Below are 26661 nucleotides of genomic sequence, written 5' to 3'. Positions count from 1 at the left end.
TTATCCGATTTCACGTATTTCGGATCAATAGACGGAATCTCTCCGTCTATTCAGGCTATTTATATTAGTAATGACTAAATAAGCGAGATTTCTCCGTCTATCTAGAGTCTTAAAATTAGTAAAATTAACCATAACCTTTAAAGCCGCCAATCGAATCACTGGCGGCCTATTGATTATCCTAAAATTCGTTGGTATATAGATTTGGCATGGGTTAAATCTTTTGTGCCGTGAATGAGCGCGCGACCGTCGTTGAAGATGACCATTCGCAGAGAACCCATTTCTACTGATAAAAGATACGGATTTCCTTTAACCGTATACCCGAGTGTACTCAGTTGACCTGCGAGCCTCTCTAGTGATAGGTCACCTTGTGTGGATGGACGAACTTGAACCGTATCCCGGCCGCACAAGACTGTCGTCTTTGTCATATTTTCCTGGTCTAAGTAAGGATAGGTCCTTTCCTCGCCGCACGATAGGCAGCCAGCAAATTTAGCTTTACCCATTTTCAAACTAGTATATTGGTTTCGCCATAAATCAAAGCTCACAAATGAAGTCCGAACCGCATCCCAATCCTCGACAAGCATTTTTAGCACTTCTGCGCTTTGATGAGAAATCACCATTTGGACAGCAGGTGAGATGATCCCGCCTGTATCACAGGTTAATCCTTGCATAGGAATGGTCCGTAACAAACAATTTAAACAAGGTGTTTTCCCTGGAATAATGGAAAAACTCATTCCATAACTGCCAACACACGCACCATAAATCCAAGGGATCTTATACTTTTGTGAAACATCATTAATGGCCATTCGCGTTTCAAAGTTATCAGTCGCGTCGATAATGACATCGACATCATGCACTAAGTCCTCCAGCATAGCGGGAGTGGCATCCCCGATAATCGCTTTTACTTCGACATCTGAATTGATGGCACTTAAGCGTTTCTTAGCTGCGGCGGCCTTCGGAAGCTTTTCAGCTACATCTTCTTCTGTATAAAGCTGTTGGCGCTGGAGATTACTAGCCTCCACATAATCTCTATCCACGATGGTAAGCCGGCCAACTCCTGCCCGGGTAAGCACCTCCGCATTACCAGAACCGAGGGCGCCAGCCCCTATCATTAATACATGCTTCTTGCAAATTTTTTCTTGTCCTGCTTTACCGATTCCTGGAAAGAGGACCTGCCTTGAGTATCGTTCATCCATTCTGTTTTCCCCTTTTCCAAAAACCGTATCAACCGCCGCTTACTGGCGGGATAAAGGCAATTTCATCACCATCTTGAATCACTTCATCATCTTGGGCAAATTCTTCATTAACAGCGGTCATAACGGTATCTAATTTAGGTAGATTGTAGCTCCCAGCCAATTCCACTTTTAATTCTCCTACGGTTTTCCCCGTGGCATTCAACTTCAGATATTCTTCTCCCACCGCATCGCGCAGATGAGCGAAAAACAATATTTTATTCATTTAAATCGTCCTCCTCAGGCTTTCCACTAGGATAAGCAACGGTTTCAAGCTGGTTGCCCATCCACTCTTCACCATCTTCCCAATGCTCTTTTTTCCATATCGGGACTATTTCTTTAATTCTTTCAATTGCATAGCGGTTCGCTTCATAGGCATCGGCACGGTGAGGAGTAGAAACGGCAATAACTACAGCAATATCCGTTATATCCAGCCTGCCCACTCGATGGGTAATGGCTACCTGAGCACCTTCCCAGCGCTCTTCAATTTCCCTGCCGATTTGCTCTAACTTTTTCACTGCCATCGCTTCGTATGCGTCATATATTAAAAATAGTGTCTTTTTTCCTTTGGTTAATTCACGAACGGTTCCAATAAAAGTAGTAATGGCTCCCGCATTACGCTGAACAACTTTATCTATTACAGATTGAATATCAATCGGTTCTTTCGAAATTTGAAAATTCATTTTGTGCACCTCTTCAGACCAATTTCTTTGGCTCTGCATTTTCTACCACTTCATATCCGCCAATCTTTTCGACCTGCTGTTTAAAAATTGGTGATTGAATAATCTCTATTAACAGTTTTCCGCTTTCACTTTCATAGAAGCTCCTCGTCATCAGTAAATCATACTCTTCGTCTGCAACGGGAACAAAGTCCAGGTTCATCGCTTTTGCCGCTGGAAAGATTCCTAAGCCGGCTCCATGGCTGTCTCCATTTACCTCTGCCGCTACTGCTAGATGTGAAAACATTTCACGGTCGTAGCCGATCATTTCTTCTGATGAAATACCGTTTTCCTCTAACAGCATATCGAGGAGGATTCTCGTGCCTGCACCTTTTTGACGGTTGACGAAAATCGCTTTTTTCTCAACTATATCTGCTACTGTTTCAATACCAAGCGGGTTTCCCTTGGGTAAAATCCATCCTTGCTTTCTTTTTAAAAATGGATAGAGTACAACATCCAATCCAGCTGCTATTTTCTTAACATATGAAATATTATATTGCTTTGTATTGGGGTCAAGCAAATGAATGCCCGCTACATGGGCCTCTCCTTTTCGAATCGCCATTATTCCTGCCATACTGCCAACATGGGAGGAAACTATTTTCATATCAGCGCGGACTCTTTTTAACTGAGAGGATAAAAGGTCAATGGTTAAATCGTGACTTCCAGAAAACATAATCGCGTTTTTAATTTCCTCAAGCGGTCTTAAAAGCTCCACCTCAGCAAACTCACCTTGTTCATAGCCAATTACGTTGGCTGGTACGACAAGAAGGCCATCTGCTCGAACATAGGACATCGTTACACCTGCTGCTCTTGTCAGTGGATTGGCGACAAACTGTCCATTCACATAGCCGATATTCATTCGTACAAAGTCCTCAGCACCCATACTCGAAACAATCCGGCGGCCAAGCTTGACTGTTACCGTTTGTCTTTTGGGCTCAGGTATCTGCAAATACTTGCAAATTAACGGGCGGACAAACCACTCTAATGCTAAATAGGCTGAAACAGGATAACCTGGAACACCTACAACAATCTTTTCATTTATTTCCCCTAAAATAACAGGTTTTCCAGGTCTTGCGGCCACACCATGGGTAAAGACGGTACCAATTTCAGCAATGATATGAACCGTATAATCCTTTGAACCTGCTGAAGATCCAGCGTTAATAACGATAATATCAGAGGTTTCGGCAGCTTCCAGCAAGACTGACTTAATTTTTTCAGGGTCATCCTTCACAATCCTGTTAAGTCTAGGCTCCCCGCCCCATTCTTTTACAAAATTCGCAAATACTGTTCCATTAAATTCAATAATATTTCCTGATGAAAGCTGAGTGTCTGCCTCAACAAGCTCATTCCCTGTTGGGATAATCGTGACAACTGGTTTTTTGATGACCGGAATATGGAGCTGCTGACTTGCTAATAGAACGCCTAAATCTGCAGGTCTTAATATATGTCCCTGTGGAAACAGCATTTCCTCCTGGACAATATCCTCGCCGATTGGGCGAATATGCTGCCAAGGTGTTGCCGGCTCAATGATTTCAATCGTTTCCTCATCAATCATATCGACATGTTCAATCATAATGACGGCATTATACGGAGCAGGAATGGCATTTCCTGTATCCACAATGGAAAAGTCCTTCCCCAGCTTAAGCCGTAATGGATTCTGTTCATGAGCGGTATATGTTTTTTCTGCAATAACCGCAATACCATCCATTGCGGAGGCATGGTAGTGAGGCATGGAGACATTTGCAAAGATTGGCTCAGCCGTCACACGTCCAAGGGCGTCACTTGTTGGGATCATTTCTTTTTCAAGGGGCAGTTGAAAGTTCTCGAGAATTTCTCGCTTTGCTTCCGATCGGGGTTTGTCCTCTAAATATATTTTCCGTTTATAGTGTTTCTGGTCCATATTCTTATCCCCCTCATCGTGTTGCCATCACAGGAACATAGTCTCCCTGTGAAATTCCCTCTTTTTCTGAACTAATCTCAACAATTCCATCACTTTTTACTAGTGTTGTAATTAAACCTGATTTCCCAATGATAGGCTCTGCCCACCATTCTCCTTCTTTCTCAACCAACCGGACCCGTATATAATCGGACCGTCCTGGTGCTGAAGGAATATTCTTCGTAATCCTTGCAAAAATGCGATCAGGTGTCTTATCTATCTTTTCGCCTTTTAATTTTCGTAGAATTTTTTCACCAAAAAGCATGAAAATGATCATCGCTGAAGCCGGGTGGCCAGGCAGGCCAATGACAGGTTTTCCATTTGCCATGGCAAGAATCGTAGGCTTTCCAGGTTTGATTGAAATACCATGAACAAAAACGCCTGGTGAACCTAGGGATTGAATCACATCTGTGGTGTAATCCTTGGCACCGACTGAGCTTCCCCCTGAAAGAATTAAGCAGTCCACTTCATCATATAGGCCTTGAGCTTTTTTCTGAAATTCCTGATAGTCATCTTTTACGATTCCACCATATACAACCTCGATATTCCATTGTTTAGCGAGTCCTGCAATCGTTAAAAAATTGATATCCCGGATTTGCCCTTCTGCAAGTTTTTCTGTTTGATAGGGTACAATTTCGTCACCAGATGATAGATAACCAACCTTTAATTTACGATAGACCGTAACATGACTAATTCCAAGCGAGGCAATCGCGCCTAACTCCTGAGGTCTAAGCATGGTCCCTTCTGGAAGAAGAAGTTCCCCTTCACGGATATCTTCACCTGCACGAATAATATTTTCACCAGGTGCCACTGGCTTGTAGGTGTTTAACAGACCATCATGGTCTTCACAGTGTTCAATCATGATTACACTGTCACTGCCCGGAGGAATCATCCCTCCTGTTGGGACATATACTGCCTCGCCTTGACCAACAGAAATCAGGGCAGACTCACCCATTCTGACTTCTCCCACCACCGTTAAAAAACCCGGCATAGAATCAGATGTACCATATGTGTCTTTTGCTTTAACAGCATATCCATCAACGGTTGAGCGGTCAAAACTAGGGACATTTTCTTTCGCGGTGACGCACGCCGCAGTTATATAATGGAGAGCCTCTTCAAGTGAGCGCTCCTCGGTATCTTTTATAGATGGAATTTGTTCTTCGATCATTGCAAAGGTTTCTTCAACTGTCTTTACTTTTAAAAATTGCACTGTGCCTTACATCCTTCCTGCATCATCAGCTTCAAGCCACTTTTTAGCGTCCTCATACTCATGCGGGTGATTCATATTGAAAAAGACACGCTCCAAATCAATGTTGCTATCAACTTCTAGATCTTTTTCCGTTACATACAGGACATTTACATGTTCAAGCAGATGTTTAATCGGAAGACGTCCATTTTCAATACATTCTTCAATTTTCTTGACCGTCTTTTGTTGAAAAACCGCACAAAGGGTTTGCATTTTTCCATTTACAACTGGCACTACAGCATCATAATGGTCCATTTTTTTTACAAGTGTCGAAGCAAGCTCACCAGAAATAAACGGCATATCACAGGCTACAATGAAATTCACATCATAGTCAGTGGCCAATAAGCCGGCATGAAAGCCCGCCAGCGGTCCCTTTCCAGGATAGTGATCGGACACCATTTTTACCCCTAAGGACTGATACGTTTCCATATCATTGGTTACAAGGATGATGTCATCAAAATAGACTTTAAGAATATCAACCATTCTTTCTATTGTTGTTTTCTCATTCAGTTTTAAGAGAGCCTTGTTCGTACCCATTCTACTAGATTTTCCACCTGATAAAATAATAGCCGCAGCCTTCATGAATAGCGCACCTTCTTAATTTGTTTGTTTTATCTGCCCAACTGCTTGGTAACCTTGTTCTTGGGCCACAAAGTCTAGGTGAATGGTATTTAGGTCCAGCATGGAAGCGGATGGCTTGCTGAGATATTGTCTTGTATCTATCACTTTAATATATCCTGTACACTTGTCGCAAACCTGGATTTGAGAGGAAGCATCGCCCTCAATGGTCAAGAACTGAATGGTTTTATGGTCATCATTACCACAGTGTGCACATTCAACCCTTTTTGCATTCCAATGTGCAAGACAGCGCGGACAGGTCATCACTTTTTTTCCTTCATCCTCTAAAACTGCAAGTCGTGCAGGTTCACCGCAAATTGGACATCCGGAACCAGGAACAGCATGAGTAATTTCGTGCTGTATTTTTTCTGCGGTTACCTGCAAATATGGTCGAAGCGCCGTTTCTGCAAGAAATTGCGGAATCCACTCTTCTAATCCATTATCTTCAGCAAACCTAGCAAAATAAACACTGTTAAACGAAAAGGCCTCATCAATCCAGCGAATGGCTGTTTCTTCGTCTAATAGACTCAGAACTACTGAAAGCTTTGGTTCCAATTCAGCGTTATTTTTTGTTAATAGTTCATTTATCTCCTCTATCCACTGTAAGAATAGTGAAATTTCAAAATTAATAGACGTTAATGCCGCTGCAGGCACTCCTGCTGATATTGCTCCCGCATCTAGATTAGGAATAATCGATTCTGGATTAATCCTCTCTTTCCAATTCTCCTGAAGTGCTATAATTTCCTTCTGTAAATTCAGATATTCTTTTGAAACAACGGATTTTTTCATCGTTGTGCACCTCTTTTATAATTTATAAAGCAATGGCTGTCCTGTTACAGACAGCCATTTCAGTTTATTCGTTCTATGGCTGTGTCTAGCTACAGCGCCTAGTGGCTCGGGGTCATAAGCTTGTCTAGTTTCGGCTCCTTGGGACTCGAGTCATAAGCCGCCCCCTGAAGAAGGCAAAGAGCGCCTTCTTGCAGGGTTCGTCTTATGCCTTCGTCCCAGGGCAGTCGCCTCCACATTTCCGACAATCCGTCAAGAAGGTTAAAGAGCAACCTTCTCGCCGGCTCGTCTTATGCCTGTCGCCCCTGGGCAAGGCGCTTCCGCTTTTCGGTTTTACGCGCCTTTTTTCTTATTTTTGTTAGGACTAGTTGGTTTTTTTGGATTGCCATTCGCATCAATGTCAGGGAAGTTACCCTTTTTAACTTCTTCTTCATACCATTCTTCATAGTGCTCTTTCGCCCACCATGCTGGTACTTCTCCAGTAACAACACCGGAATAGCCTGGTCGTGAGTTTTTGTGTACAACACTCAAGTAAACATGTCCCACAACTACTGCAATAGCCAGACCGAAGCCTACGTTGTGTAATAAATATCCCCATTGAACAAGTGCTCTTGGGAAATATTCAGAGAACCACATTGGAATACCTGAACCAATAATCAAAATCGCCGTAAAAATTTGAATTAGCGAGTTGATTTTTTCACCCGCGTTAAAGAAAGTTTGTCTTACATGATCGAACCTGAGACCAAATAATTCTTTCACAAAGTTACCAAAGAATGCGATATCTCTCTTTTTCCAGGTAACCAGTTCTTTCATCCAAAGTTTAAAGCCTTTGAAGTCAAAGATTACCCAGATAAACGTTGGCATTACAAAAGCAACCGCGAAAATCCGGTGAAGGAGACGTGCTCCCTCTGGTCCGCCAAGAACGGGATATAACCAGTCAAAAAACTCCGTATACATTGGAAGCGCCGTGATATAAAGAGCAAAGAACGAAATTGCGTTCACTGCATGCGCCCAGACAAATGCCTTGGAAAAACGTTTTACTTTTACTGTCGACTTTTGAGGTTTACTCATGGCTTTCACCTCCGTCTTCGTCATGACCATTCGTTTTTTTACTGAAAATCTTGTTGGTAATAAATGCTCCAACCACTGCCATCGTAGTTGCACCAATCATCATTTTACCAATTGGCTGTGCATAATCCTTCCAAACAACCGCAGATGTAGGCACTTTAGGGTTTTCAGGTAATCCATAAACAGATGGCTTTTCAGCAAGAACATAAACCGTATGAGTGCCGCCAACACCTTGCGGATTATAGACCATTGCATTCGGATAACGGTCTTTAATTTGCTTCACACGCTCTTCTGCCTTCTTGATCATGGCAGCTTTGTCGCCAAACTCCATGGCCCCAGTGTGACAAGTTGTTACACATGCTGGCTGCAAGCCTTCTTCCAAACGATCTGTACACATTGTACATTTATTTGCTTTACGGTATTTATCACCATTTTTATCTACATATTCCTTAAGGGAAATAACTTCAAATGGACAGTTATTTACGCAGTAGCCACATCCAACACATTTCTCATGATCAATCACAACTGTACCAAATTCAGTGTAGCTGATCGCATTTTCTGGACACACTTTTTCACAGGCAGCGTCCGTACAATGGAAGCATGCGGAGTGACGGAATAGATAATCGAGACCGCCCTTTGAGTTCTCATGCTCGATATATTGCAATACATTCCAAGTATCAGCTGTTGTTTTTACATGTGATTGAGCGCTTCCGAGGAAATCCTGCGGTTCCGCTGGAAGGTCATTCCAGTTTTTACAGGCAACCATACAAGCACGACAGCCATCACATTTGGTTACATCGACAAATTTTACATATTCAGTTGCCATTGTTAGGCCCTCCTTACGTCGCAGAGGAATGCCTTATATTCAGGAATGGTTGTATTTGCATCCCCGATATGAGGTGTCAGGCGATTAGCTGTTTCCCCAGTTGCAATACCTTTGTAACCAAAATGCCATGGCATTCCGATTTGGTGAACATTTTTTCCATTAATCTTATGAGGCTTAAAGCGCTTCGTCACCATTGCATAAGCCTTTACCTCGCCGCGAGCTGAGGTTACAATGACTTCGTCTTTATTTTTAATGCCTTTTTCTTTTGCTAGCTCTTCGCTCATTTCGATATACATATGAGGTACAAGTTCTGATAACCATTCTTGGTTACGAGTCATCGTTCCAGATTGCCAGTGCTCACTTACCCGGTAAGTTGTTGCAACAATTGGATAATCTGCCTTAAAACCTCGCTTATTGAAGTCACCCTCAATTACTACAGCAGCCGGGTTTAACTCCTGACTTGAGAAAGCATTCGGAATTGGGCTTTCAAATGGCTCGTAATGCTCAGGGAACGGACCATCATTCAATGTTGGTGCATACAGTAAACCTACTCCATCTTTGTTCATGATAAATGGATCCGTTCCTGTTGGATCTGTTGGTGCTTTCGTTGGGACAAAGTCTGGTACATCATTACCGACCCATTTCGCTTGGAGGTCATCCCACCAGATAACAGCTTTATCCTTACTCCAAGGCTTACCGCTTGGATCGGCTGAAGCACGGTTATAGATAATACGGCGGTTTGCTGGCCATGAGAATGCCCAGTTCAAGTAATTGCTCATGCCTGTATCTTTATTGTCACGGTTTTTTGAACGGTTCTTTCCTTCTTCAGGATAGAAGCCTGAATAAATCCAGTTCCCAGAACATGTCGAGCCGTCATCTTTAAGAGCAGCAAAGCCAGCCACCTGTTTACCTGTATTAACGTCATAACCATTGATTTCCTTACATACAAGGTCGATATCTGGATGGTGACCTTCACCATAATTCCAATAAAGAGCATTGATTGGAGCAGCTTGAGGACCAGCTTCATTTTTATAAAGACCTTTAATTCTAGTTGCAAGCTCATGAATGATCTCTATGTCTGGTTTTGATTCGCCTAATGGTTTAATAGCCTGCCAACGGTACTGCATCCAGCGGCCGCTGTTTGAGATACTTCCTTCTTTTTCATAAGAAGAACATGCTGGGAGGAAGAACACCTCTGTATTAATCTTGGCTGGGTTGCTGCCAGCAGATTCTTGCCAGAATGCAGATGTTTCTGTTTCCCAAAGGTCAACCGCTACTAACCATTTCAGATTGCTTAGAGATTCTTTTTCTTTTCCAGCATTCGGACCGCCTACTACAGGGTTTGTTCCGAAAAGGAAAGCTCCTTCTAATGTGCCTTCATACATAGCCTTAAACAAATTAATATGTGAGTAGTTTTTATTGCCTTTTGGCAGATATTGATAGCCAAATTCATTGGCTGCCGTTGCATTCGGACCATACCAAGCTTTTAATAGGCTGGCAACAAATTTTGGCTTATTGCTTTGGTAGCCTGTTGGAGGTGTTTCTTTTGCGTTATATGCTGCAAGTGTAGCATGCTCTGGAATTGCCTTAGGTGCTGTTAAATAGCCAGGAATTGTGTCATACAATAAAGCGAAGTCCGTTGATCCTTGAACGTTTGATTCACCGCGCATAGCATTAATTCCGCCGCCAGGCATCCCGATATTTCCAAGCAGCATTTGTATAATGGCGAAAGCACGAACGTTTTGTGTTCCAACGGTATGCTGGGTTGTTCCCATTGCATACATAATGGTTCCAGATTTACCAACCTGGCCAGTTTCACAGAACGCTTCATAAACTTTTAATAAGTCTTCTTTTGGTGTTCCGGTTACTTTTGAAACAGTATCCACATCATAACGTGAGTAGTGTTTTTTCATTAATTGGAACACGGAACGCGGATGTTGTAAGGTTTCATCCTTTACCGGCTTTCCGTCTTCTGCTGTTTCCCATGCCCATTTCGTTTTATCATAGGCACGTTTTGATTCGTCATAGCCTGAGAATAGACCGTCTTCGAATGTAAAGCTATCCTTTACGATAAAGCTTGCGTTAGTATATTTAGCAACATACTCTTTGTGGTAAAGATTATTATCAAGGGCATGCTTAATCATCCCGCCCATAAACGGAATATCCGTTCCGGAACGAAGTGGAGCATAAATGTCAGCCATTGACGACGTTCTTGTGAAACGCGGGTCAACAGAAACAATTTTTCCTCCCTTTTCCTTCGCCTTTGTTAACCATCTAAAGCTGATTGGATGGTTTTCAGCAGGATTTGCGCCCATAATCAATGCACAATCAGTATACTGCAGATCATTCCAATGGTTAGTCATTGCTCCACGACCAAATGAAGGTGCCAGACCGGCAACCGTAGAACTATGTCATATTCGTGCCTGGTGCTCTAAATAGGTAACACCAAGCCCTCTCATCATTTTTGCAAGCAGGTAACACTCTTCATTATCAAGAGCTGCTCCGCCAAGGCTTGCAATTGCCTCGGTCTTATTTACAGTTAAGCCGTTTTCTGTGGCTACAAATGTTTTGTCACGTGTTTCTTTTACACGTTTGGCAATGGTTTCATACATCCATTCCCAGTCTTTTTCTACCCACTTATTGCTGCCTGGTGCGCGATAAAGCGGTTTCTTTACTCGTTTTTCAGAGGTATATAATTGTCTAATAGTAGTACCCTTGCTGCATAGCTTACCTTCGTTAATTGGGTTATCCGGATCCCCTTCCGTATAAACCACTGTGTTGTCCTTTGTATGGACTAAAATTCCACAGCCAACGCCGCAAAAGCAGCAAATGGTTGGTGTTACAGTTGATTTGGCAATTTTAAATTCTTTAGTTGCTGCATGGGCTTTTTTTGTATCAAAGCCTAATTCAACAACAGCCAATGTTGCCGCAGTTGCTCCTGACAACTTCAAGAATTGCCGGCGGTTTAAGTTGATTTCAACCATTTTTCTATCTCCTTCCCAGAATTGAATAGAACATCCCTTTTTCTCTAATTACTTACCTTGTTTATTCCCCCTTTCAATGCATCTCTACAGCGGGTTCCTCCACTACATCATTTTGAACTCGGCCTGTTGAGGTATAAATATTAGCCATTTTCCCTCGTAAATAGCCAATTACCTCGATATTTAAATATTTAGCCAGTTGAACAGCCTGTTTGGTGGCTGCTGTTCGTGAACCAATAACAGGAAAGCCAAATTTTGCTGCTTTGGAGAGCATTTCATATGAAACCCGTCCGGTTGTTAATAAAACTAACCTTTCAGGCTGCAAACCCATTCGTATGGTGTGGCCAATGATCTTATCGACTGCATTGTGCCGCCCAATGTCTTCCCGGACGGTGATATTGCCTGCTTTATCTACAATACAGGCTCCATGCATGCCGCCAGTTTCCAAGTAAAACGGAGAATTTCGAGCAAATTCACTCTGTTTTTTTAATAAATAACTCAATTTATAGCTGTGCAGAGAAGATACTTTTTGAAAATTTTTCACGTCTGTCATTGAGAAAAATGTAACTCCGCGGCCGCAGCCTGCTGTATAGTGCTTCTTCTTCGTAAACAACTCTTCTTCATTAAAACCATTCAGAAGTGAAACATGTATGCTGCCCATTTCATCATTTATACTAATGGAACCGACATCACTCGATCCGTGAATAAATCCTTCAGAAAACAAATAACCATAGGCCCAATCCTCTAAATCATGTTTCGTTAGTTGGAATACGGCAATTTCATACCCATTTAAAATCAAGGTAATGGGGTATTCATCAGGACATCCTTTGCGATACATTGTTTTCCCTCCTTTCAGGAATACCTTCATGGCGTTTCAATTGTAATGATGTTACCTAGCCTTCTCAGCGACATTTGTCACAATGAATAGCAAAACCAATATGAATTAGGCTATCTATACTAAATTTATAATAAATGTCAGTCGCTAAATTCTTAGGCTTTGACGAATTTCGGTCGATTTTGTGTCGAATTTTCGAATCTTTGTCCAAGCCAGTTTCTTTAGCACCATAAAATCACCATATTGTAAGCGATTGCATTTAAAGATTTGTGTCTTTAGTACTATCGTACGATGAGCCCTTTTTCTCTGAAGTAAGATTTATCACATAAAACTATATAATTAGGGTAAAAACGGTAAATTGTCATGTTTCCGACAAAATCAGAGTGATTGTAAAATTTCTACTATATTTTCATGTTTGTTTTATAATAGGAATAGTGAGATTCACCAACTCGTTTTAGGAGGAGTACATATGACAATCAAAAAGGTTATGACAATCGCTGGTTCAGATACAAGCGGGGGTGCAGGGATTCAGGCCGATATAAAAACATTCCAAGAGTTAGGTGTTTATGGGATGACCGCCCTGACCACTATCGTAACGATGGATCCAAAGGATTGGCACCATAGTGTTTTTCCAATCTCCGTTGAGACATTAAAACCGCAAATTGATACTGTCTTATCTGTAGGAATTGACGCAATGAAAACAGGTATGCTTGGTACTGTCGAGATTATTGAGTTAGTGGCAAAAGTCATTGATGAACATAAATTAGAAACGGTCGTAATCGATCCTGTTATGGTTTGTAAGGGTGAGGATGAAGTCTTAAATCCAGAAACGACCGACGCTATGCGCGAGCTATTATTACCGCGTGCGTTAGTTGTGACACCGAACCTGTTCGAAGCAGGCCAATTAGCTCAAACTGGTCCGGTTAAAACATTAGAGCAGATGAAAGAAGCTGCCATTAAAATACATGATTTAGGTGCAAAGTATGTTGTCATTAAAGGCGGAAGCAAGCTTTTAACAGAAGAAAAGTCCATTGACCTTCTATACGATGGCAAAAACTTTACTGTATTTGAATCTGAGAAGGTGGAAACAAACTTTACACACGGAGCAGGCTGTACCTTCTCGTCTGCTATTACAGCAGAGCTTGCTAAAGGCAGTTCTGTTGTTGAAGCGGTCGAGGTGGCAAAAGACTTCATTTCAGCTGCCATCAGCCAAGGCTTCCGCTTAAATGAATTTGTCGGACCTACTTGGCATGGTGCCTACCGCGGTGCTAAAACGGAATACTGCACAGATTGCTAATGGAAAAAAAACAGAGTCGGACCTTGGGTTCGACTCTGGTTTTTTAAAGCAAGGATTTCGCTTTTTTAATGTGATTTTAGTATGATAGTTACATTATTAAATACACTTGTTTTGATTACATACCTTGCATAGAGAAAGGAGATAGAATTATGGAACCGATTAAGAATCATCGCCAGGTTCAAGAAGCGATTAACGCATACGCGAACCAGGATGTATACATTCACTTGGAAACAACAAATGGTGCCTATGCATCTCATCACGATCAAACTTTCTTTTCAGCAGGTGCCTATATCCGCAACGCATTGGTTCGATACGAAATTGGGAAAATCACCGGAAACGACCCCTATCGTGTTGGCTTAAAAATAAACCTTGGCTGGATTTACGCGGAAGGTCTCACTCATTTCGAAGTAGATGAGCAAAACCGTTTGCTGCTAGCTGGTCATGATAACAAAGGAAAACTCGCGGTAGCTCTTGAAATCAGTGCTACACCGTTTGAGTAAAGGAAAGGAGCAGCCTATTATGGAAAAAGAACGTCATGTATTAGTCATCTTTCCACATCCGGATGATGAAGCATTTGGAGTGTCAGGAACCATCGCCACTCATGTACAGAATGGTACTCCTGTCACCTATGCTTGTTTAACCTTGGGCGAGATGGGAAGGAATATGGGGAATCCCCCTTTTACCAACCGTGAAAATCTCCCGAAAATTAGAAAAGAAGAACTTAAGGCTGCTGCAGCGGCATTAGGTATCCAGGATTTGCGGATGTTAGGATACCGTGATAAAACAGTTGAGTTTGAAGACGACGAAAAACTTGCAAATGCAATGTTGTCAATCATAAATGAAGTAAATCCATCATTAATCATTACTTTTTATCCAGGCTACTCTGTTCACCCTGACCATGACGCCACCGGTGCGGCCGTTGTCAGAGCAGTAGAAAAACTTCCCGCGGACGCAAGACCTACACTGCATTGTGTGGCTTTTTCAAACAATTGTGTCGAGGAGCTCGGTGAGGCCGACATTGTCCATAATATTAGTGCCGTTGCGGATAAAAAACTTGCTGCGATCCAAGCACATCGTTCCCAAACAGAGCAAATGTTTGGCGACGTGACGGAGAAGCTGAAAAACCAAGATCCGCAAATGATGGTATGGATCAATAATGAACGATTCTGGACGTATAAATTTGAAAAATAACTCTCTTCACTAAAAATACTTATTGAAGACAATTTCAGGCTGACTCATGAGAGATATGTCCTCAAGACTGCTAATTGAGGACATATCTCTACTAACTCATCTGAGTTTTGTCCCCAAGAGTCCTTATTGAGGACATATCTCTATCAGCTCACCTGAGATTTGTCCCCAAGACTGCTTATTGAGGACATATCTCTACTGACTCATCTAAGATTTGTCCCCAAGAGTCCTTATTGAGGACATATCTCTACTGACTCATCTAAGATTTGTCCCCAATAGTCCTTATTGAGGACAAATCTCTACTGACTCACCTGGGTTTTGTTCCCAAGAGCCCTTATTGAGGACAAATCTTTACTGGATCAGCTTAGTTTTGTCCCCAAGACTGCTTATTGAGGACATATCTCTACTGGATCATCTAAGTTTTGTCCCCAAGAGTCCTTATTGAGGACATATCTCAATCAGCTCATCTGAGTTTTGTCCTCAAAAGCCATCTCTTCACAAACAAACCCTTCGCCCAACAAAAACATGGACGAAGGGTTTATTTTAATAGGAATGATTCATCAGTGCACAAAGCCGGCACATATCAAGAATAATGATTTTCCTTGATTTCATTTCGATGATTTCCTCTTTTTTCAATTTCGAGAATACCCGGCTTACACTTTCCCTCGTTGTCCCCACCACGGTTGCAAACTCCTGAATCGTCAAGGGTATCTCAATGTTCCATCTTGATGTAGAGGTATTAAATTTATTCCCTAACCGTTCTAACGTCTTCACTGTCTTCGCATAAACATCTAACAACGCTACGTCCCTTAATGTTGAGGTCATCTCGCGCAGCGAATCACTCATGTATTGAATCATTTGAACAGCAAGCTCCGGATATTCATGAAGCCCTTTCTCTAATTCCATTTTATCCAAATAGAAAAGCTGTCCATCTTGGAGCATGGTGGCGGTGGCTGGATACAGCTCTGAAGTCTTTGAAAATAGACAAGCCTCCGCAAACACATCGCCCTTTTGCTTCATACAAACGATGATCTCATTTCCACTTTCATCTTGTTTCGTCAGCTTTACGGCTCCAGCTTGGATAAAAAACACCCCTTTGGCCGCGTCATTCTCACAAATCACTTGTACTCCTTTTTTAACCGTTAACGTCTGAATACGATTTGCGATAAGATGAAGGGATTTCGCCGATAAATCCTTAAAAATCACAATTTTCCGCAGGAAGTCTTCGAGTTTCAACGCTCTTACTCTTCCTAAAGGCTGTTCCTCTAAAGCATGTACGGGATTCATTTTTGCCCTCCTCTCCTTAAAGTTTCACTTATTTGTTACTTCCCATTGTAGTAAAAAAAATTGCAGCTCGAAGTGATTATCTTCACAAAACGTTCAATTTTTAAAACACTTACATATCAAGCTTCTTCACAAAACGTTCAAGAGTATATAAAAAACAGTGAGGTTCATCACAAATTCACGCTTGAAATCCGATTAGGATGAAGTTGTTGAATAGACAGAAGGAGGGGGAAGTATGAAAAAGGCAATTATCAGCTTTGCAGTCAGCATTGTAATTGGTTTTGGTCTTGGTTACTTGGTGTTTGGTGTTATTATGGGAGCTTCTGATAAACAGCCCCAAGTTGCTCAAACAGAGCCAACCGAGGAAAAAGCCGCAACAGAGGACCAAAAGGAAGAAACAAAGACGGAAACAGCTACTGTTGATGCCAATAACATTCTTAACAGCAAGGGCTGTCTCGGCTGCCACGCTGTTGATAAACTGGGCTTAAAAGGCGGGGCCACGGGGCCAGATCTTTCCAAAGCCTTTACTGAGGTTGAAGGCAAGCATGGCAAGCCGATTGAAGAGTTCTTAAAAGAACCAACTTCTGCGGTTATGTCTAGCGTAATCGGCGGCAATCCATTAACAGATGAAGAACGCACACAAGTGCTAGATATGTTGAAACAAGCTTCTGAAAAATAAAAAGGCGGTGTGATAGATGAAGAAATGGGTTCCAATTGCCTCTGGTTTACTAGCAGGTTTTGTAGCAGCAACGATTTCATTTGCCGATTTTTCACAGAGCACAAACACTCAAGTTGCCTCAGGCAGTACGAAAAGTAACGCAGAGAAAGTTTATGTTCCCTTCGGTGAAAAAGATGATTATTACTTATTTGCGTCAGGCGGCCACTCTGGTCAAATGTTTATCTATGGTGTTCCATCCATGCGTCATATCCGTACCGTACCGGTCTTCTCACAAGACTCTGCAACAGGATATGGATTTGATGAGCATTCTAAGAAAATGATGGGCGGGTACACATGGGGAGACCTCCATCACCCAGCATTCTCTGAAACAAAAGGTGACTATGACGGTAAATACATGTTTGCCACAGATGTTGGAAACAGCCGTGCAGCAGCAATGGATTTAGAAACGTTTACGGTTAAAGACATTATTAATGTTCCAAACACAAGCGGTCCGCACTGTGCGGCGTTCGTTACGGAGAATACTGAGTACATGTTCCTGCCAACACGTTTCGCGGTTCCAATTGGCTCTGAATACAAGTCTTTAGACGAATACAGCGACCAGTACCGAGGTGTAATGTCAGCCGTAACGTTTGACCAAAACAAAGAAAAGCTTAACATTGCCTACCAAGTGGCGCTTCCGCCATGGTCTTATGATTTATCAGACGCCGGAAAGAAAAGCTCTGCTGATTGGGCAGTTATGACCACTTACAACACAGAAGAAGCGACTACGAATCTAGAAATCAACGCCTCTCAGGCTGACCGTGACTACATTGTTCTTTTTAACTGGAAAGAGCTAGAAAAAATGGTCGCTGAGGGACAATATGATGAAGTTACTGGTCAAAAAATGATTTTCCCTGAAAAGCATAAGGGCGGTATTTACTTAGTTCCTGTTGCGAAATCACCACATGGTGTGGACGTAACGCCTGACGGTAAGCACTTTATCGCTTCAGGTAAGCTTGCACCATCTATGACAGTGTTCTCTTTTGAAAAAGCATTTGAAGCTGTTAAGAACCAAGATTTCTCTGGTGAACGTAACGGTATTCCAATCTTAAAATATGAATCTGTAATGGAAAGAGAAGTTAACCCTGAAAACGCACTTGGACCACTTCACACTCAGTTTGATGATAAGGGTATGGCCTACACAACGATGTTCATTTCTTCTGAAATCGTCAAATGGGATCCTAAAACAGGAGAAACGTTAGACCGTGTTCCTGTTCAGTATTCACCAGGACACTCTGTAGCGGCTGAAGGTGACACTGTTTCACCTGATGGAAAATGGCTGATTGCCTTGAACAAAATTGCAAAAGACAGCTATTTATCCGTTGGACCTTCACATCCTGAGTCTATGCAATTGATTGATATCAGCGGCAAGATGAAAGTGATTCAATCTTCACCTGTAAACCCTGAGCCGCACTACGCTCAAATTATTAAGGCAGATAAGATTAAAACGATTGAAGTTTATCCGAAGGATGAAAACAACAAGCTTGCAACGTATAAGCAAGAGGATGCGAAAATCGTCCGCAATGGAAATGAAGTTCACGTCTACGGTATCGCCATGCGGTCAAAATTTATCTTTGACGCGAAAGCAAAACGACCTGATGTGATTGAGGTCAATCAAGGAGATAAGGTGTTTATCCACTTAACGAATACGGATTTTGATGAGGATATTACCCATGGATTTGCCATCAACAGCTATAACTTAAACATGGAAGTTCAGCCTGGCCAAACAAATACGCTAGAATTTACTGCAGATAAAGCAGGTACGTTCCCGCTTTATTGTACTAACTTCTGTTCAGCCCTACACCAAGAAATGACTGGCTACTTCCTTGTTAAACCTACAAAGTAAAATGGATGGTAAGGGTATCAATTGAATCAATTGGTACCCTTCTCCATTTAGAAAGGACTTGTTTTACATGAAGGCAAAAAAATTATCACTTGTTTCATCGATATTGATTGCCCTTGCTGCGGTCCTAGTCGGACTTTCATTATTCTTTCCTTGGTGGCAAATGATCTTCTTTGCTCCGCAGTATCCAGAAGGGTTAAATATTATTGTTTACCCTAATAAGCTTGAAGGTGAAATCGATATCGTTAATGGTCTGAACCACTATATCGGAATGGAAAATTTCAGCGAAGAGAACTTCCCAGAATTATCCTATCTATCCTACTTAGTAATAGGTTTAGCAGTGATTACTCTTTTGACAGCCATTCTGCGAAAAAAATCAGTGCTATATGGATTAATTGGTGTGTTTATCATTGGCGGCAGTCTCGGTGTTTGGGACCTTACACGTGCCCTTCGTAAATTTGGCACCAACTTAAGCCCAACCGCACCGATAAAAATTGACCCATTTGTTCCGCCGCTTATAGGGCATAATACAGTTGCAAACTTTGTCACAGAAAGTATCCTTGGCTACGGTTCGTATTTCCTAATTGCAGCCTTTATTTTATTATTGATTCCGCTATGGAAGGATCGGACAAGATGAAAAAATTACTGCTCTTTCTTTTGGTTTTCTCTATCACTTTTTTAGTATTTCCCGAGAAAAATAGTGCTGCCGAAAACTTGCAAGCCATGATCGACAGCTTGGAAGAAGGAGCAGTTTTACAACTTGAAAATAAAACATATGAGGGCAATATCGTCATCAATAAATCAGTGACTTTAGTTAGCACTGTTAATACGGTGATAAAAGGAGATGGAACGGGAAATGTCATCTCGATTAAAGCCCCTAATGTGACCATTAAAAAACTTAGCGTCACCAATAGCAGTATGGACCGTAATTCTTCTGAGGAGTATGCGGGGATTAAGATTCATACCAACGGGAATGTAATAGATGACATCAAAATTACAGATTCCTTTCATGGAATCTATTTAAGTCAAGCACACGAAAATAAAATCACCAACGTTGAAATCAAAGGGATGGGCAAAGGAGAAATTGCGGCACAGGGTAATGGGATTCATATCTATTACTCCAATCATAACCTCTTATCCCATAACACCATTGAAGGAACGCGTGATGGCATGTTTTTTGACTACGGTAACAAGAATGAAAGCTATCAAAATAATATTAGTCATACACGGTACGGTCTGCATTACATGTATTCCGATGAAAATATTTTTAAGAAGAATACCTTTACGATGAATACGGGCGGCGCTGCGGTCATGAATTCCAATCACTTAGTTTTAGAAGATAATCACTTTATCGTAAACTATGGAAACCAATCATTTGGATTACTGTTGCTGCAAGCCAATGATAATCAAATTAAAAACAATACGTTTTACATGAACCAAAGAGGAATGTACATTGACCAGGCTACAAGAAACCGTTTTGAAGGCAATAAAATTTCTCAAAACCAAATTGGAATTGAGCTTTGGGCCAGCTCCAATGAACAAATTTTTTCTAAAAACCTTATTACCGAAAATACAATTCCCGCTGTTACCATTGGTGGAAGTGGTGAGAATAATTTCTGGAGTTATAATGGCAAAGGAAATGACTGGGGAAGCTCCTTCCCGCTCACCGATTTAAACCAGGATGATATTGGGGACTTTCCTATAACTTATCACTCTTCTTTATATCAATTACTCGAAGACCAAGAATTATCTTATTTATTTTTAAAAAGTCCCGCATTACCCATCTATGAAAAATTGAATGCGGTATGGATGGACGAAAAAGTTATGTTTAATGACCCGCACCCGCTGGCTGCTGCCAAAGGCAAGAACCATTTCATTTTGATTGCAGTGATGGGACTGGCCGCAGTGCTGATTTTAATAAAGGCACGTTATCGTAATAATAATTGTTAAAATCCTAAAGCCGATTTTAACGTGGAAATAGCTATTTTAGCGACGTAGTGGAGTTTGCATGCTCTTTTCTCATTCGTTTTCACATATTTCAATGATAATCAATTTAATCGACCATAATGATATTTTAATTAGCTACACAGTTGAGAAAAGAGACTTACTAAAAGGGAGACAAATACTATGCATTACATTTGGAAGGAATGGAAGGAAAATATAAGAGGAAAAGGATTATGGCTCGCCTTAAGCATCATTGTTCTGATTTCAATTAGTATTTTGTTTCGTTCCACGGCCCTTTCATTTGATAAAGGCTTTTATGTCCTCTTACTGAATTTGTTTGATACGATTATTTATTTCATCCCAATTCTTTGCTTGTTTATCGGCGCCTTTTCTATTTTTCAGGAAAAGGAACAAAAGACGTTGATCATGCTGCTGACCAAGAAAGATAACTATACGAGCTTTTTATTACGAAAAAGTATAGGACTCTATACGGTTGTACTTATACCAATCATCGTGTGGTTTTTTCTTTATTTATTATTGCTTAAGTTTCAATTCCAGCTTGATATAAAGGCATATTTGATCTTTATTGCAGCCATTGTGACCATGTCTCTCGTGTTCCTGCAAATGGGAGCAGCTATCGGAAGTTTTAGCACTTCAAGAATGCAGATTATTGGGTATACCATATTTGTTTGGTTCTACTTTTTCTTCTTACATGATTTTCTCTTACTCTCACTGCTGCCTGACGTTACCTATGAAAATGTAAAATTATTTTCTGCAGGATACTTTTTAAATCCATTGCAGTCGGTAAGAATGTTCCTAGAAACAGGCATGGGTGTTTATTCCTTTGGTCACATGTCAAGGCTACTCCAAGCCTTCATGTGGACCAAGCCCGTTTTCTTTTTACTCGGGAATCTGGTATTCTGGTTCATCAGCTCTATTGCTGCAGCGATTATTTTTCACCGTAAGGAGGGCTTTGAATGATTACGGTATCTGATTTAAACCAATCCTTCGGGAAAAAAGTCATCCTGGAGTCGATCGATATTGAGATTCATAAAAATGAAATTTGCGCTCTTGTCGGTCGTAATGGTGCCGGAAAGTCAACTTTTATTAACAGCCTTCTTGGCCTTCTCCCTGTGAAACAGGGTTCGATTTTGATTAATGGCGTTCAGGTCACAAAGAAAAGTCATGAATGGAAAAAAGCAATCGCCTACTTGCCAGAAAAGTTCCAGCTCTATCCCATGCTGACGGGTCTTGAAAATATTACCTTCTTTGCTGAGGCTGTTGGCAAGAAAGCTGACCAAGGACGAATTGAGAATGTTCTTAGATCGGTAAGTTTGTGGGATGACTGCGATGTACAGGTCAAAAAATATTCAAAAGGCATGCTGCAGCGGCTTGGATTAGCTATCACACTCTATCAAGACTCAAGTATATTGATTCTTGATGAGCCGACAAGCGGAATCGACCCAATGGGAAGAAAGGAAATTTTAGAAGTGTTAAAATCGCTTCATGATAAAACCATCCTCCTCTCCTCCCATCATCTCGATGAAATCAGGCAGGTCTGTACGCATGTCGCCTACTTAAATAATGGAAAAATGGAGAAATACACAGTGGAGGAATTCTTGCAAACACATAATCTTGGAGGGATAGAGTCATGAAAAAAGCGATAAGGTTGACTGCACTGCTGCTAGCAGCACTGCTTGGGGGCTGTAGTGCGGGCCCTGACTATAGTATTGAAATCACAAAGCCGATTTACCAGGAGCCAGATAAGGAAATGCCTATGGAAATTCAAGTAAAGGAAAAAGACGATAGTGTAACCGGGTTAGATGTTACTGCTGAATTTTCTATGGCGAATATGGATCATGGAATGACAAAAGTGGAATTAACGGAAGGGGAAGATGGAATTTATTCCGGTAATGTTGAGCTTCCGATGCCCGGGAAATATGAAATACTCTTTATCTTAGAAAAGGATGGGGATAAGACTGAAAAAGTAATCAGTTATGAAGTGGAAAAACCGAACGGCGTTGCGTCCATTAATGGTGAATGGATTACCTATGAAGATTTAGATTTTTATAAGCTTATTAATTATCTCCAACTTGCGATTAATCGTGAAACCGATCAAAAGCGCTACACAGGCGACCAATTGAAGGAATCATTAGCCTATTGGACGTCCCAAGAAAAGCTGGTTGAAGATCAGAACCAATTATTAACCCAGATCATCCGCCTTCGTTCAATGGCCATGCTTGCTGAAGAAAAAGGACACACCGCAACCGACGCAGAAATCGAAACAGAACTCAACAAGGTCCGGGCTCAATACGATCAATTCGCCTCAGCAAAAGCGATGATCAACGAATACGGTGAAGAAAAATTCTGGGAAACCGAAAAGCAGCAATACCAACTCATCGTCCTTTCCCAAAAAGTACAAAAAGACATGATTGAAAAAGTAAAAAAAGAAAACCCAGAAATGAGCCAACAAGAAATCAACTTCCAAGCCCAAAAACAATACGAAGAACTCCTAGTCTCACAAGTTAACTCATTAAAAATAGAAATCCTTTAAATCATCAACTCCACTGCCTGCGCCGTCGCCAAATATACAAAAACCGCTGCATAAACAGCGGTTTTTGTATATTTGGTGCCTGTCACCATTCATTCTTTAGTCTTCTGGTGTGTTAATAATCTTTAGGGTTTTGAAGCCGAGGTTGATTTTGTAGTTTAGGTTCCAGTTTGCGCCATGGATTTCGATTTCGTTTTCTTGGAGGGTAAATCTGAGCATGACGTCATTGTCTTCGTCGATGATGACGTAGGAGTTTTTGTTTGTAAAGATTTGATAGGTTGGATGGGCAATCAGTGTCCATCCGTATTGTAATTTATTGCTTTTTGTCGTCATAATCACACCAGCCTTTACCCGTTCAGATTGGTTAGCAGCACTCGGTACAATTTGTCATCCTTTTCATCAGGATTTCCCCTGCCATCTGTATTGTTGCTGACAAAATAGAGGTATTCACCATCCACATACACATCTCGTAACCTGCCTAATCCTGTAATAACCGGCCTGGTTGTATTCTTTTCCAGGTCAAATTCCCGGATTGCATTTCCTCTTAATGTTGCGGCATATAGCTTCCCATTATGGGTCGCCATTCCTGAAGGAGCCCAGGTTTCGTCACCGGACTGGAACAATGGCGTCTCCATTCCAGCTTTCTTTTCATTTCCTTGGATCACTGGCCAGCCATAATTTTTACCTGGCTTTATTAGATTTATTTCATCATGTGCGGATTGACCGTGCTCACTCGCATATAGCATTTCCCCCACCCACACAAGCCCTTGAGGATTCCGATGACCATAACTGTAAACATAAGAATTCTCAAATGAATTATCAGCCGGAATACTGCCGTCTAAATTCATTCTTAAAATCTTCCCATTCAAGGACTTAAGATTCTGTGAAAGTTCAGGGGTAGTGGCATCGCCTGTAGTAATATACAGCTTGCCTTCCGGTCCAATCTTCAAACGACCTCCATGATGGTACGCGGCACTCGGAATCTCATCAAGCAGAATCCTCTCTTCCGTCCACTTATTCCCTGCCAGCTGCAAGACTACAACACGGTTAAACTGTCCCTGTCCATTCTCATACGTATAATACGCATATGCCTTTTGATTCTCAGGGAATTCCGGATCTAGCACAAAGCCAAGCAGTCCAGCTTCCGCTGCTTTTGCGAGCGGCTTTCGTAACTCTACTTGTTGTCGTTCCATTTTTCCATTATCAACCTTCACGATACTTCCTGTTCGTTCACTCACATAAAAAGTCTCATTAACCTTATGAATCGACCATGGGACACTCAGTGTATCTGCAACAACTTCCATTTCCGGCTGCAGGACAATTGCTTCATCCTCTTCATGGTCTTTCGGCTGCAGCTTTTCTTTTTCAAAAAGGGAACAACCTGATATCAATAGGATCATTGATAAAAAAATGGAACATACTTTGACCATCCATCTCTTCCTTTCTTATAAAACTTCGAGGATCGCCTTGGCTACACCATGTTCTTCATTTGTAGCGGTGATGACATCACAAAGAGATTTAATTTCATAGTCAGCATTTCCCATCGCGACGGCCCTGCCGACCCGCTCAAGCATGGAAACGTCATTAAAACTATCACCCATTGCCATCGTTTCGGACATATCGATTCCTTTTGATTTAACAAACGTTTCTAACGCAATTCCTTTTTGAGCATTTCGATGTGTTATTTCTAGATTGTTATGTCCTGAACTAGACACTGCCAACTCGGTTAATTCTTTTAGTGCGTCTTCCGCAGCTCCACGCCTGTCTGCATCCATAGCAAATCCAAAAAGCTTGTAAATTTGATGTGTTTCATCATTAAATAGAAGATCATAACTATCAACCTGATGGACTAATCCATGACGAGTTCTCTCTCCTGCTCGTTTAACTACATCATCCCGGTCCACATCAGGATTCGCACTGACTACAATATCAACTAAAATTTCTACAGCTTTATTAGGATCTAGCGAGTATGTACCTTGATTTGTATATACTTCAAAATAGATATCCTTTTCCATTAGCTTTTCTGCAGCCTTTTTAGCTACGTGCTTTTCAATAGGTACGGCAGATAGTATTTCTCCGTCTTTTGTGCGGACTTCTGCTCCATTTACACATATGGCCGGGCAATCGATACCCGCTTCATCAAGTACAAACCGTATTTCTTGATATGATCTACCCGATGCAATTACTACTTCAATTCCCTGGGACTGGGCTTTTAGAATCGCTTCTTTATTTTCCTGACTAACTTGTTGATTTGAATTTAATAAGGTACCATCCATATCTGATGCAATGCACTTAATCATGTTGTTCACCTGTTTCCTTTATATGTTATTGCCATTCTAACATGATTCCACTAGACATTTTCACCATTATGCTCATGAAAGATACTTACTGCCTTCTCTAACACTTAAGGAAGCTAGCACATGTCCTTCAATAAACTTCTTAACGGACACTGGATTTGTTTTGGAGTATTCTCTTAACGCCCAGCCTATCGCTTTTTCAATAAAGAATTCTTTACTACCGGCGTTCTTTGTGATGTATTCATAGAGAAGTTCTTCATTGGTTTGTTGTTTAAATTTTAATTGAAAAAGAATTGCGGTTCTCCGCAGCCAAACGTTATCATCGACCGCCCAGCTATTAATCGTCTCTTCTATTACTTCAGGATACCTCCGAGCGAGTTCTCCCACTAAAGGGACAATGGAATCAACACTATCCCACCACGATTTAGTTGTGATTAACTGTTCTATAAAAGCAATGCTATCTTTCGGTAATTTCTTTACGAATTTCCCCATATATGTAATCGCAGTATATTGATATTCTCTTTCATCTTTCTCCCAAAGTTCTTCAACAAACTCCTGGTTAAATGGCTTTTTCAAAATCTCTGTTTCTTTAAAAAATTCCTTCTCAAGCTCTTTGCGAAGCGGTGACTTCATTCCTAAGAAGGGAAAATGGTCTTTCATATACTTTTTCATCGGACCTGCATTTTCTTCATTCCGGTGTTCTTCATACAAAAGTGTTAGCCTCTCAAGATCGTTTATCAAAAAGGTTCCCCCCTAGAAAATTGCGATCGTTCTATTTTAACTCTCCTAGTAATTCTATAAACACTTTCTATCCCCTCTATAAAAGTGCATAAAGAATGATGCAAATGCCAAACTAAACTGTACCGAAAGACGAAAGGAGACAATCATTATGACAAAAAAGGTTAATAAAGGAAGTAAAAACCAAAATTCACCGCGTGCAGGACATGCTGAAGCTGAATTTGCTAGTGAGTTCGTAAGCGGAGATAATAGCAAGGGGAATAAGCGAAATAAGAGTCAGCAAAGCAAGACCAATCCTCATGAATAAAAGAGAGTCGGCTTACCGCTAAGGAAGGCCGACTCTCGTTGGGTTTACTGAGGGGTGGCAATGGCTGCAGGCGAAGTACGAATATCTTTATGTTCATCATGATTGAACTGATTCTGCAGCTCGATGTTAGCTTTTTCTGCCTCTGAACTTGCTTGTACGGGCTCATGAACCTTTCCATCTTCCAATTGGTTATTGATATCAATGTTCGCTTCTACAATCTTATTTGATGAATTTGGATCATTTTTCACGA

Annotated in this window: 28 protein-coding genes and 1 pseudogene; 11 read left to right on the top strand and 18 right to left on the bottom strand. The window is 41.3% G+C overall.

Features of this window, described 5'->3' with window-relative positions; genetic code table 11:
• Positions 1 to 173: 173 nt before the first annotated feature.
• The 12 genes and pseudogenes from BANA01_RS21830 to fdhD form a co-directional block, all read right to left on the bottom strand.
• On the bottom strand, positions 174 to 1193 hold the full coding sequence (locus BANA01_RS21830) for a MoeB/ThiF family adenylyltransferase (protein ID WP_063254748.1): 1020 nt from the start codon (positions 1191 to 1193) through the stop codon (positions 174 to 176).
• Between the two features lie 28 nt (positions 1194 to 1221).
• Complete coding sequence (gene moaD / locus BANA01_RS21825; protein WP_063254747.1) at positions 1222 to 1455, bottom strand: molybdopterin converting factor subunit 1; 234 nt, start codon at positions 1453 to 1455, stop codon at positions 1222 to 1224.
• The gene (locus BANA01_RS21820; protein ID WP_063254746.1) at positions 1448 to 1912 is read right to left on the bottom strand and encodes a molybdenum cofactor biosynthesis protein MoaE; all 465 of its coding nucleotides are present in this window, start codon (positions 1910 to 1912) and stop codon (positions 1448 to 1450) included. The genes moaD and BANA01_RS21820 overlap by 8 nt, the downstream gene beginning before the upstream one ends.
• Positions 1913 to 1925: 13 nt before the next feature.
• Positions 1926 to 3848: a molybdopterin biosynthesis protein gene (locus BANA01_RS21815; protein WP_063254745.1), complete on the bottom strand. Its 1923-nt coding sequence runs from the start codon at positions 3846 to 3848 to the stop codon at positions 1926 to 1928.
• 13 nt (positions 3849 to 3861) lie between these two features.
• The gene (locus tag BANA01_RS21810) at positions 3862 to 5094 is read right to left on the bottom strand and encodes a molybdopterin molybdotransferase MoeA (protein WP_063254744.1); all 1233 of its coding nucleotides are present in this window, start codon (positions 5092 to 5094) and stop codon (positions 3862 to 3864) included.
• A gap of 6 nt (positions 5095 to 5100) precedes the next feature.
• Complete coding sequence (gene mobA / locus BANA01_RS21805; RefSeq protein WP_063254743.1) at positions 5101 to 5712, bottom strand: molybdenum cofactor guanylyltransferase; 612 nt, start codon at positions 5710 to 5712, stop codon at positions 5101 to 5103.
• 15 nt (positions 5713 to 5727) lie between these two features.
• The gene (locus tag BANA01_RS21800; protein ID WP_063254742.1) at positions 5728 to 6537 is read right to left on the bottom strand and encodes a formate dehydrogenase accessory protein FdhE; all 810 of its coding nucleotides are present in this window, start codon (positions 6535 to 6537) and stop codon (positions 5728 to 5730) included.
• Between the two features lie 330 nt (positions 6538 to 6867).
• Complete coding sequence (locus BANA01_RS21795; RefSeq protein ID WP_063254741.1) at positions 6868 to 7605, bottom strand: formate dehydrogenase subunit gamma; 738 nt, start codon at positions 7603 to 7605, stop codon at positions 6868 to 6870.
• Positions 7598 to 8428 carry a 4Fe-4S dicluster domain-containing protein gene (locus BANA01_RS21790; protein ID WP_063254740.1) on the bottom strand — a complete coding sequence of 277 codons (831 nt, stop codon included), beginning with the start codon at positions 8426 to 8428 and terminating at the stop codon, positions 7598 to 7600. The genes BANA01_RS21795 and BANA01_RS21790 overlap by 8 nt, the downstream gene beginning before the upstream one ends.
• Positions 8429 to 8430: 2 nt before the next feature.
• Positions 8431 to 10827 (bottom strand): annotated as a pseudogene (gene fdnG, locus BANA01_RS21785) (formate dehydrogenase-N subunit alpha); the annotation flags it as partial.
• A 12-nt stretch (positions 10828 to 10839) separates the two neighbouring features.
• Entirely contained in the window at positions 10840 to 11412 is a 573-nt protein-coding gene (locus tag BANA01_RS30835) for a twin-arginine translocation signal domain-containing protein (protein ID WP_063254738.1), read from the bottom strand.
• A 73-nt stretch (positions 11413 to 11485) separates the two neighbouring features.
• Complete coding sequence (fdhD, locus tag BANA01_RS21775; protein ID WP_063254737.1) at positions 11486 to 12247, bottom strand: formate dehydrogenase accessory sulfurtransferase FdhD; 762 nt, start codon at positions 12245 to 12247, stop codon at positions 11486 to 11488.
• A gap of 466 nt (positions 12248 to 12713) precedes the next feature.
• Between fdhD and pdxK the strand changes: the two genes are divergently transcribed.
• From pdxK to bshB2, 3 genes are all read left to right on the top strand, one after another.
• On the top strand, positions 12714 to 13541 hold the full coding sequence (pdxK, locus tag BANA01_RS21770; protein ID WP_063254736.1) for a pyridoxine/pyridoxal/pyridoxamine kinase: 828 nt from the start codon (positions 12714 to 12716) through the stop codon (positions 13539 to 13541).
• 149 nt (positions 13542 to 13690) lie between these two features.
• The gene (locus BANA01_RS21765) at positions 13691 to 14041 is read left to right on the top strand and encodes a YojF family protein (protein ID WP_063254735.1); all 351 of its coding nucleotides are present in this window, start codon (positions 13691 to 13693) and stop codon (positions 14039 to 14041) included.
• A 19-nt stretch (positions 14042 to 14060) separates the two neighbouring features.
• Positions 14061 to 14732: a bacillithiol biosynthesis deacetylase BshB2 gene (bshB2, locus tag BANA01_RS21760; RefSeq protein WP_063254734.1), complete on the top strand. Its 672-nt coding sequence runs from the start codon at positions 14061 to 14063 to the stop codon at positions 14730 to 14732.
• 540 nt (positions 14733 to 15272) lie between these two features.
• Here the strand turns inward: bshB2 and BANA01_RS21755 are convergent.
• Complete coding sequence (locus tag BANA01_RS21755) at positions 15273 to 16016, bottom strand: Crp/Fnr family transcriptional regulator (RefSeq protein WP_063254733.1); 744 nt, start codon at positions 16014 to 16016, stop codon at positions 15273 to 15275.
• A gap of 232 nt (positions 16017 to 16248) precedes the next feature.
• Between BANA01_RS21755 and BANA01_RS21750 the strand changes: the two genes are divergently transcribed.
• The 7 genes from BANA01_RS21750 to BANA01_RS21720 all read left to right on the top strand — a co-directional run bounded on the left by BANA01_RS21750 (position 16249) and on the right by BANA01_RS21720 (position 23072).
• Positions 16249 to 16692: a cytochrome C gene (locus BANA01_RS21750; protein WP_063254732.1), complete on the top strand. Its 444-nt coding sequence runs from the start codon at positions 16249 to 16251 to the stop codon at positions 16690 to 16692.
• Positions 16693 to 16708: 16 nt separating this feature from the next.
• On the top strand, positions 16709 to 18577 hold the full coding sequence (gene nosZ, locus BANA01_RS21745) for a Sec-dependent nitrous-oxide reductase (protein WP_063254731.1): 1869 nt from the start codon (positions 16709 to 16711) through the stop codon (positions 18575 to 18577).
• Between the two features lie 67 nt (positions 18578 to 18644).
• Positions 18645 to 19211, top strand: coding sequence for a hypothetical protein (locus BANA01_RS21740; protein ID WP_063254730.1), 567 nt, complete (start codon positions 18645 to 18647; stop codon positions 19209 to 19211).
• Positions 19208 to 20524 (top strand): nitrous oxide reductase family maturation protein NosD, encoded by a 1317-nt coding sequence (gene nosD, locus BANA01_RS21735; RefSeq protein ID WP_063254729.1) that lies wholly within the window; start codon positions 19208 to 19210, stop codon positions 20522 to 20524. Before BANA01_RS21740 ends, nosD begins: the two co-directional genes overlap by 4 nt.
• Positions 20525 to 20701: 177 nt before the next feature.
• Complete coding sequence (locus BANA01_RS21730; RefSeq protein WP_063254728.1) at positions 20702 to 21499, top strand: ABC transporter permease; 798 nt, start codon at positions 20702 to 20704, stop codon at positions 21497 to 21499.
• The gene (locus tag BANA01_RS21725) at positions 21496 to 22173 is read left to right on the top strand and encodes an ABC transporter ATP-binding protein (protein WP_063254727.1); all 678 of its coding nucleotides are present in this window, start codon (positions 21496 to 21498) and stop codon (positions 22171 to 22173) included. The genes BANA01_RS21730 and BANA01_RS21725 overlap by 4 nt, the downstream gene beginning before the upstream one ends.
• Positions 22170 to 23072, top strand: a complete 903-nt coding sequence (locus BANA01_RS21720) for a FixH family protein (protein WP_063254726.1) — start codon at positions 22170 to 22172, stop codon at positions 23070 to 23072. Before BANA01_RS21725 ends, BANA01_RS21720 begins: the two co-directional genes overlap by 4 nt.
• A gap of 96 nt (positions 23073 to 23168) precedes the next feature.
• On the opposite strand, the gene BANA01_RS21715 is transcribed toward BANA01_RS21720, so the two are convergent.
• From BANA01_RS21715 to BANA01_RS21700, 4 genes are all read right to left on the bottom strand, one after another.
• Positions 23169 to 23402: a hypothetical protein gene (locus BANA01_RS21715; protein WP_063254725.1), complete on the bottom strand. Its 234-nt coding sequence runs from the start codon at positions 23400 to 23402 to the stop codon at positions 23169 to 23171.
• 14 nt (positions 23403 to 23416) lie between these two features.
• Positions 23417 to 24499, bottom strand: coding sequence for a PQQ-dependent sugar dehydrogenase (locus BANA01_RS21710; protein ID WP_063254724.1), 1083 nt, complete (start codon positions 24497 to 24499; stop codon positions 23417 to 23419).
• A gap of 15 nt (positions 24500 to 24514) precedes the next feature.
• Positions 24515 to 25369, bottom strand: a complete 855-nt coding sequence (locus BANA01_RS21705) for a Cof-type HAD-IIB family hydrolase (RefSeq protein ID WP_063254723.1) — start codon at positions 25367 to 25369, stop codon at positions 24515 to 24517.
• Between the two features lie 72 nt (positions 25370 to 25441).
• The gene (locus tag BANA01_RS21700) at positions 25442 to 26107 is read right to left on the bottom strand and encodes a DNA alkylation repair protein (protein ID WP_063254722.1); all 666 of its coding nucleotides are present in this window, start codon (positions 26105 to 26107) and stop codon (positions 25442 to 25444) included.
• A 148-nt stretch (positions 26108 to 26255) separates the two neighbouring features.
• Here BANA01_RS21700 and BANA01_RS30015 point away from each other — a divergent pair, with 148 nt between their 5' ends.
• On the top strand, positions 26256 to 26411 hold the full coding sequence (locus tag BANA01_RS30015; protein WP_169803734.1) for a hypothetical protein: 156 nt from the start codon (positions 26256 to 26258) through the stop codon (positions 26409 to 26411).
• Positions 26412 to 26455: 44 nt separating this feature from the next.
• On the opposite strand, the gene BANA01_RS21695 is transcribed toward BANA01_RS30015, so the two are convergent.
• Positions 26456 to 26659, bottom strand: coding sequence for a hypothetical protein (locus BANA01_RS21695; RefSeq protein ID WP_063254721.1), 204 nt, complete (start codon positions 26657 to 26659; stop codon positions 26456 to 26458).
• Positions 26660 to 26661: the final 2 nt, after the last annotated feature.

The sequence above is a fragment of the Neobacillus niacini NBRC 15566 genome (genome assembly GCF_001591505.1).
Taxonomy (GTDB): domain Bacteria; phylum Bacillota; class Bacilli; order Bacillales; family Cytobacillaceae; genus Neobacillus; species Neobacillus niacini.
The sequence above is the reverse complement of the archived record's forward strand: the minus strand, read 5'-3'. Positions and strand labels throughout refer to the sequence as shown.

Coding starts and splice junctions, on each gene's coding strand:
- BANA01_RS21830 (WP_063254748.1), bottom strand. CDS start 1,193: ATGGATGAACGATACTCAAGGCAGGTCCTCTTTCCAGGAATCGGTAAA.
- moaD (WP_063254747.1), bottom strand. CDS start 1,455: ATGAATAAAATATTGTTTTTCGCTCATCTGCGCGATGCGGTGGGAGAA.
- BANA01_RS21820 (WP_063254746.1), bottom strand. CDS start 1,912: ATGAATTTTCAAATTTCGAAAGAACCGATTGATATTCAATCTGTAATA.
- BANA01_RS21815 (WP_063254745.1), bottom strand. CDS start 3,848: ATGGACCAGAAACACTATAAACGGAAAATATATTTAGAGGACAAACCC.
- mobA (WP_063254743.1), bottom strand. CDS start 5,712: ATGAAGGCTGCGGCTATTATTTTATCAGGTGGAAAATCTAGTAGAATG.
- BANA01_RS21800 (WP_063254742.1), bottom strand. CDS start 6,537: ATGAAAAAATCCGTTGTTTCAAAAGAATATCTGAATTTACAGAAGGAA.
- BANA01_RS21795 (WP_063254741.1), bottom strand. CDS start 7,605: ATGAGTAAACCTCAAAAGTCGACAGTAAAAGTAAAACGTTTTTCCAAG.
- BANA01_RS21790 (WP_063254740.1), bottom strand. CDS start 8,428: ATGGCAACTGAATATGTAAAATTTGTCGATGTAACCAAATGTGATGGC.
- BANA01_RS30835 (WP_063254738.1), bottom strand. CDS start 11,412: ATGGTTGAAATCAACTTAAACCGCCGGCAATTCTTGAAGTTGTCAGGA.
- fdhD (WP_063254737.1), bottom strand. CDS start 12,247: ATGTATCGCAAAGGATGTCCTGATGAATACCCCATTACCTTGATTTTA.
- pdxK (WP_063254736.1), top strand. CDS start 12,714: ATGACAATCAAAAAGGTTATGACAATCGCTGGTTCAGATACAAGCGGG.
- BANA01_RS21765 (WP_063254735.1), top strand. CDS start 13,691: ATGGAACCGATTAAGAATCATCGCCAGGTTCAAGAAGCGATTAACGCA.
- bshB2 (WP_063254734.1), top strand. CDS start 14,061: ATGGAAAAAGAACGTCATGTATTAGTCATCTTTCCACATCCGGATGAT.
- BANA01_RS21755 (WP_063254733.1), bottom strand. CDS start 16,016: ATGAATCCCGTACATGCTTTAGAGGAACAGCCTTTAGGAAGAGTAAGA.
- BANA01_RS21750 (WP_063254732.1), top strand. CDS start 16,249: ATGAAAAAGGCAATTATCAGCTTTGCAGTCAGCATTGTAATTGGTTTT.
- nosZ (WP_063254731.1), top strand. CDS start 16,709: ATGAAGAAATGGGTTCCAATTGCCTCTGGTTTACTAGCAGGTTTTGTA.
- BANA01_RS21740 (WP_063254730.1), top strand. CDS start 18,645: ATGAAGGCAAAAAAATTATCACTTGTTTCATCGATATTGATTGCCCTT.
- nosD (WP_063254729.1), top strand. CDS start 19,208: ATGAAAAAATTACTGCTCTTTCTTTTGGTTTTCTCTATCACTTTTTTA.
- BANA01_RS21730 (WP_063254728.1), top strand. CDS start 20,702: ATGCATTACATTTGGAAGGAATGGAAGGAAAATATAAGAGGAAAAGGA.
- BANA01_RS21725 (WP_063254727.1), top strand. CDS start 21,496: ATGATTACGGTATCTGATTTAAACCAATCCTTCGGGAAAAAAGTCATC.
- BANA01_RS21720 (WP_063254726.1), top strand. CDS start 22,170: ATGAAAAAAGCGATAAGGTTGACTGCACTGCTGCTAGCAGCACTGCTT.
- BANA01_RS21715 (WP_063254725.1), bottom strand. CDS start 23,402: ATGACGACAAAAAGCAATAAATTACAATACGGATGGACACTGATTGCC.
- BANA01_RS21710 (WP_063254724.1), bottom strand. CDS start 24,499: ATGGTCAAAGTATGTTCCATTTTTTTATCAATGATCCTATTGATATCA.
- BANA01_RS21705 (WP_063254723.1), bottom strand. CDS start 25,369: ATGATTAAGTGCATTGCATCAGATATGGATGGTACCTTATTAAATTCA.
- BANA01_RS30015 (WP_169803734.1), top strand. CDS start 26,256: ATGACAAAAAAGGTTAATAAAGGAAGTAAAAACCAAAATTCACCGCGT.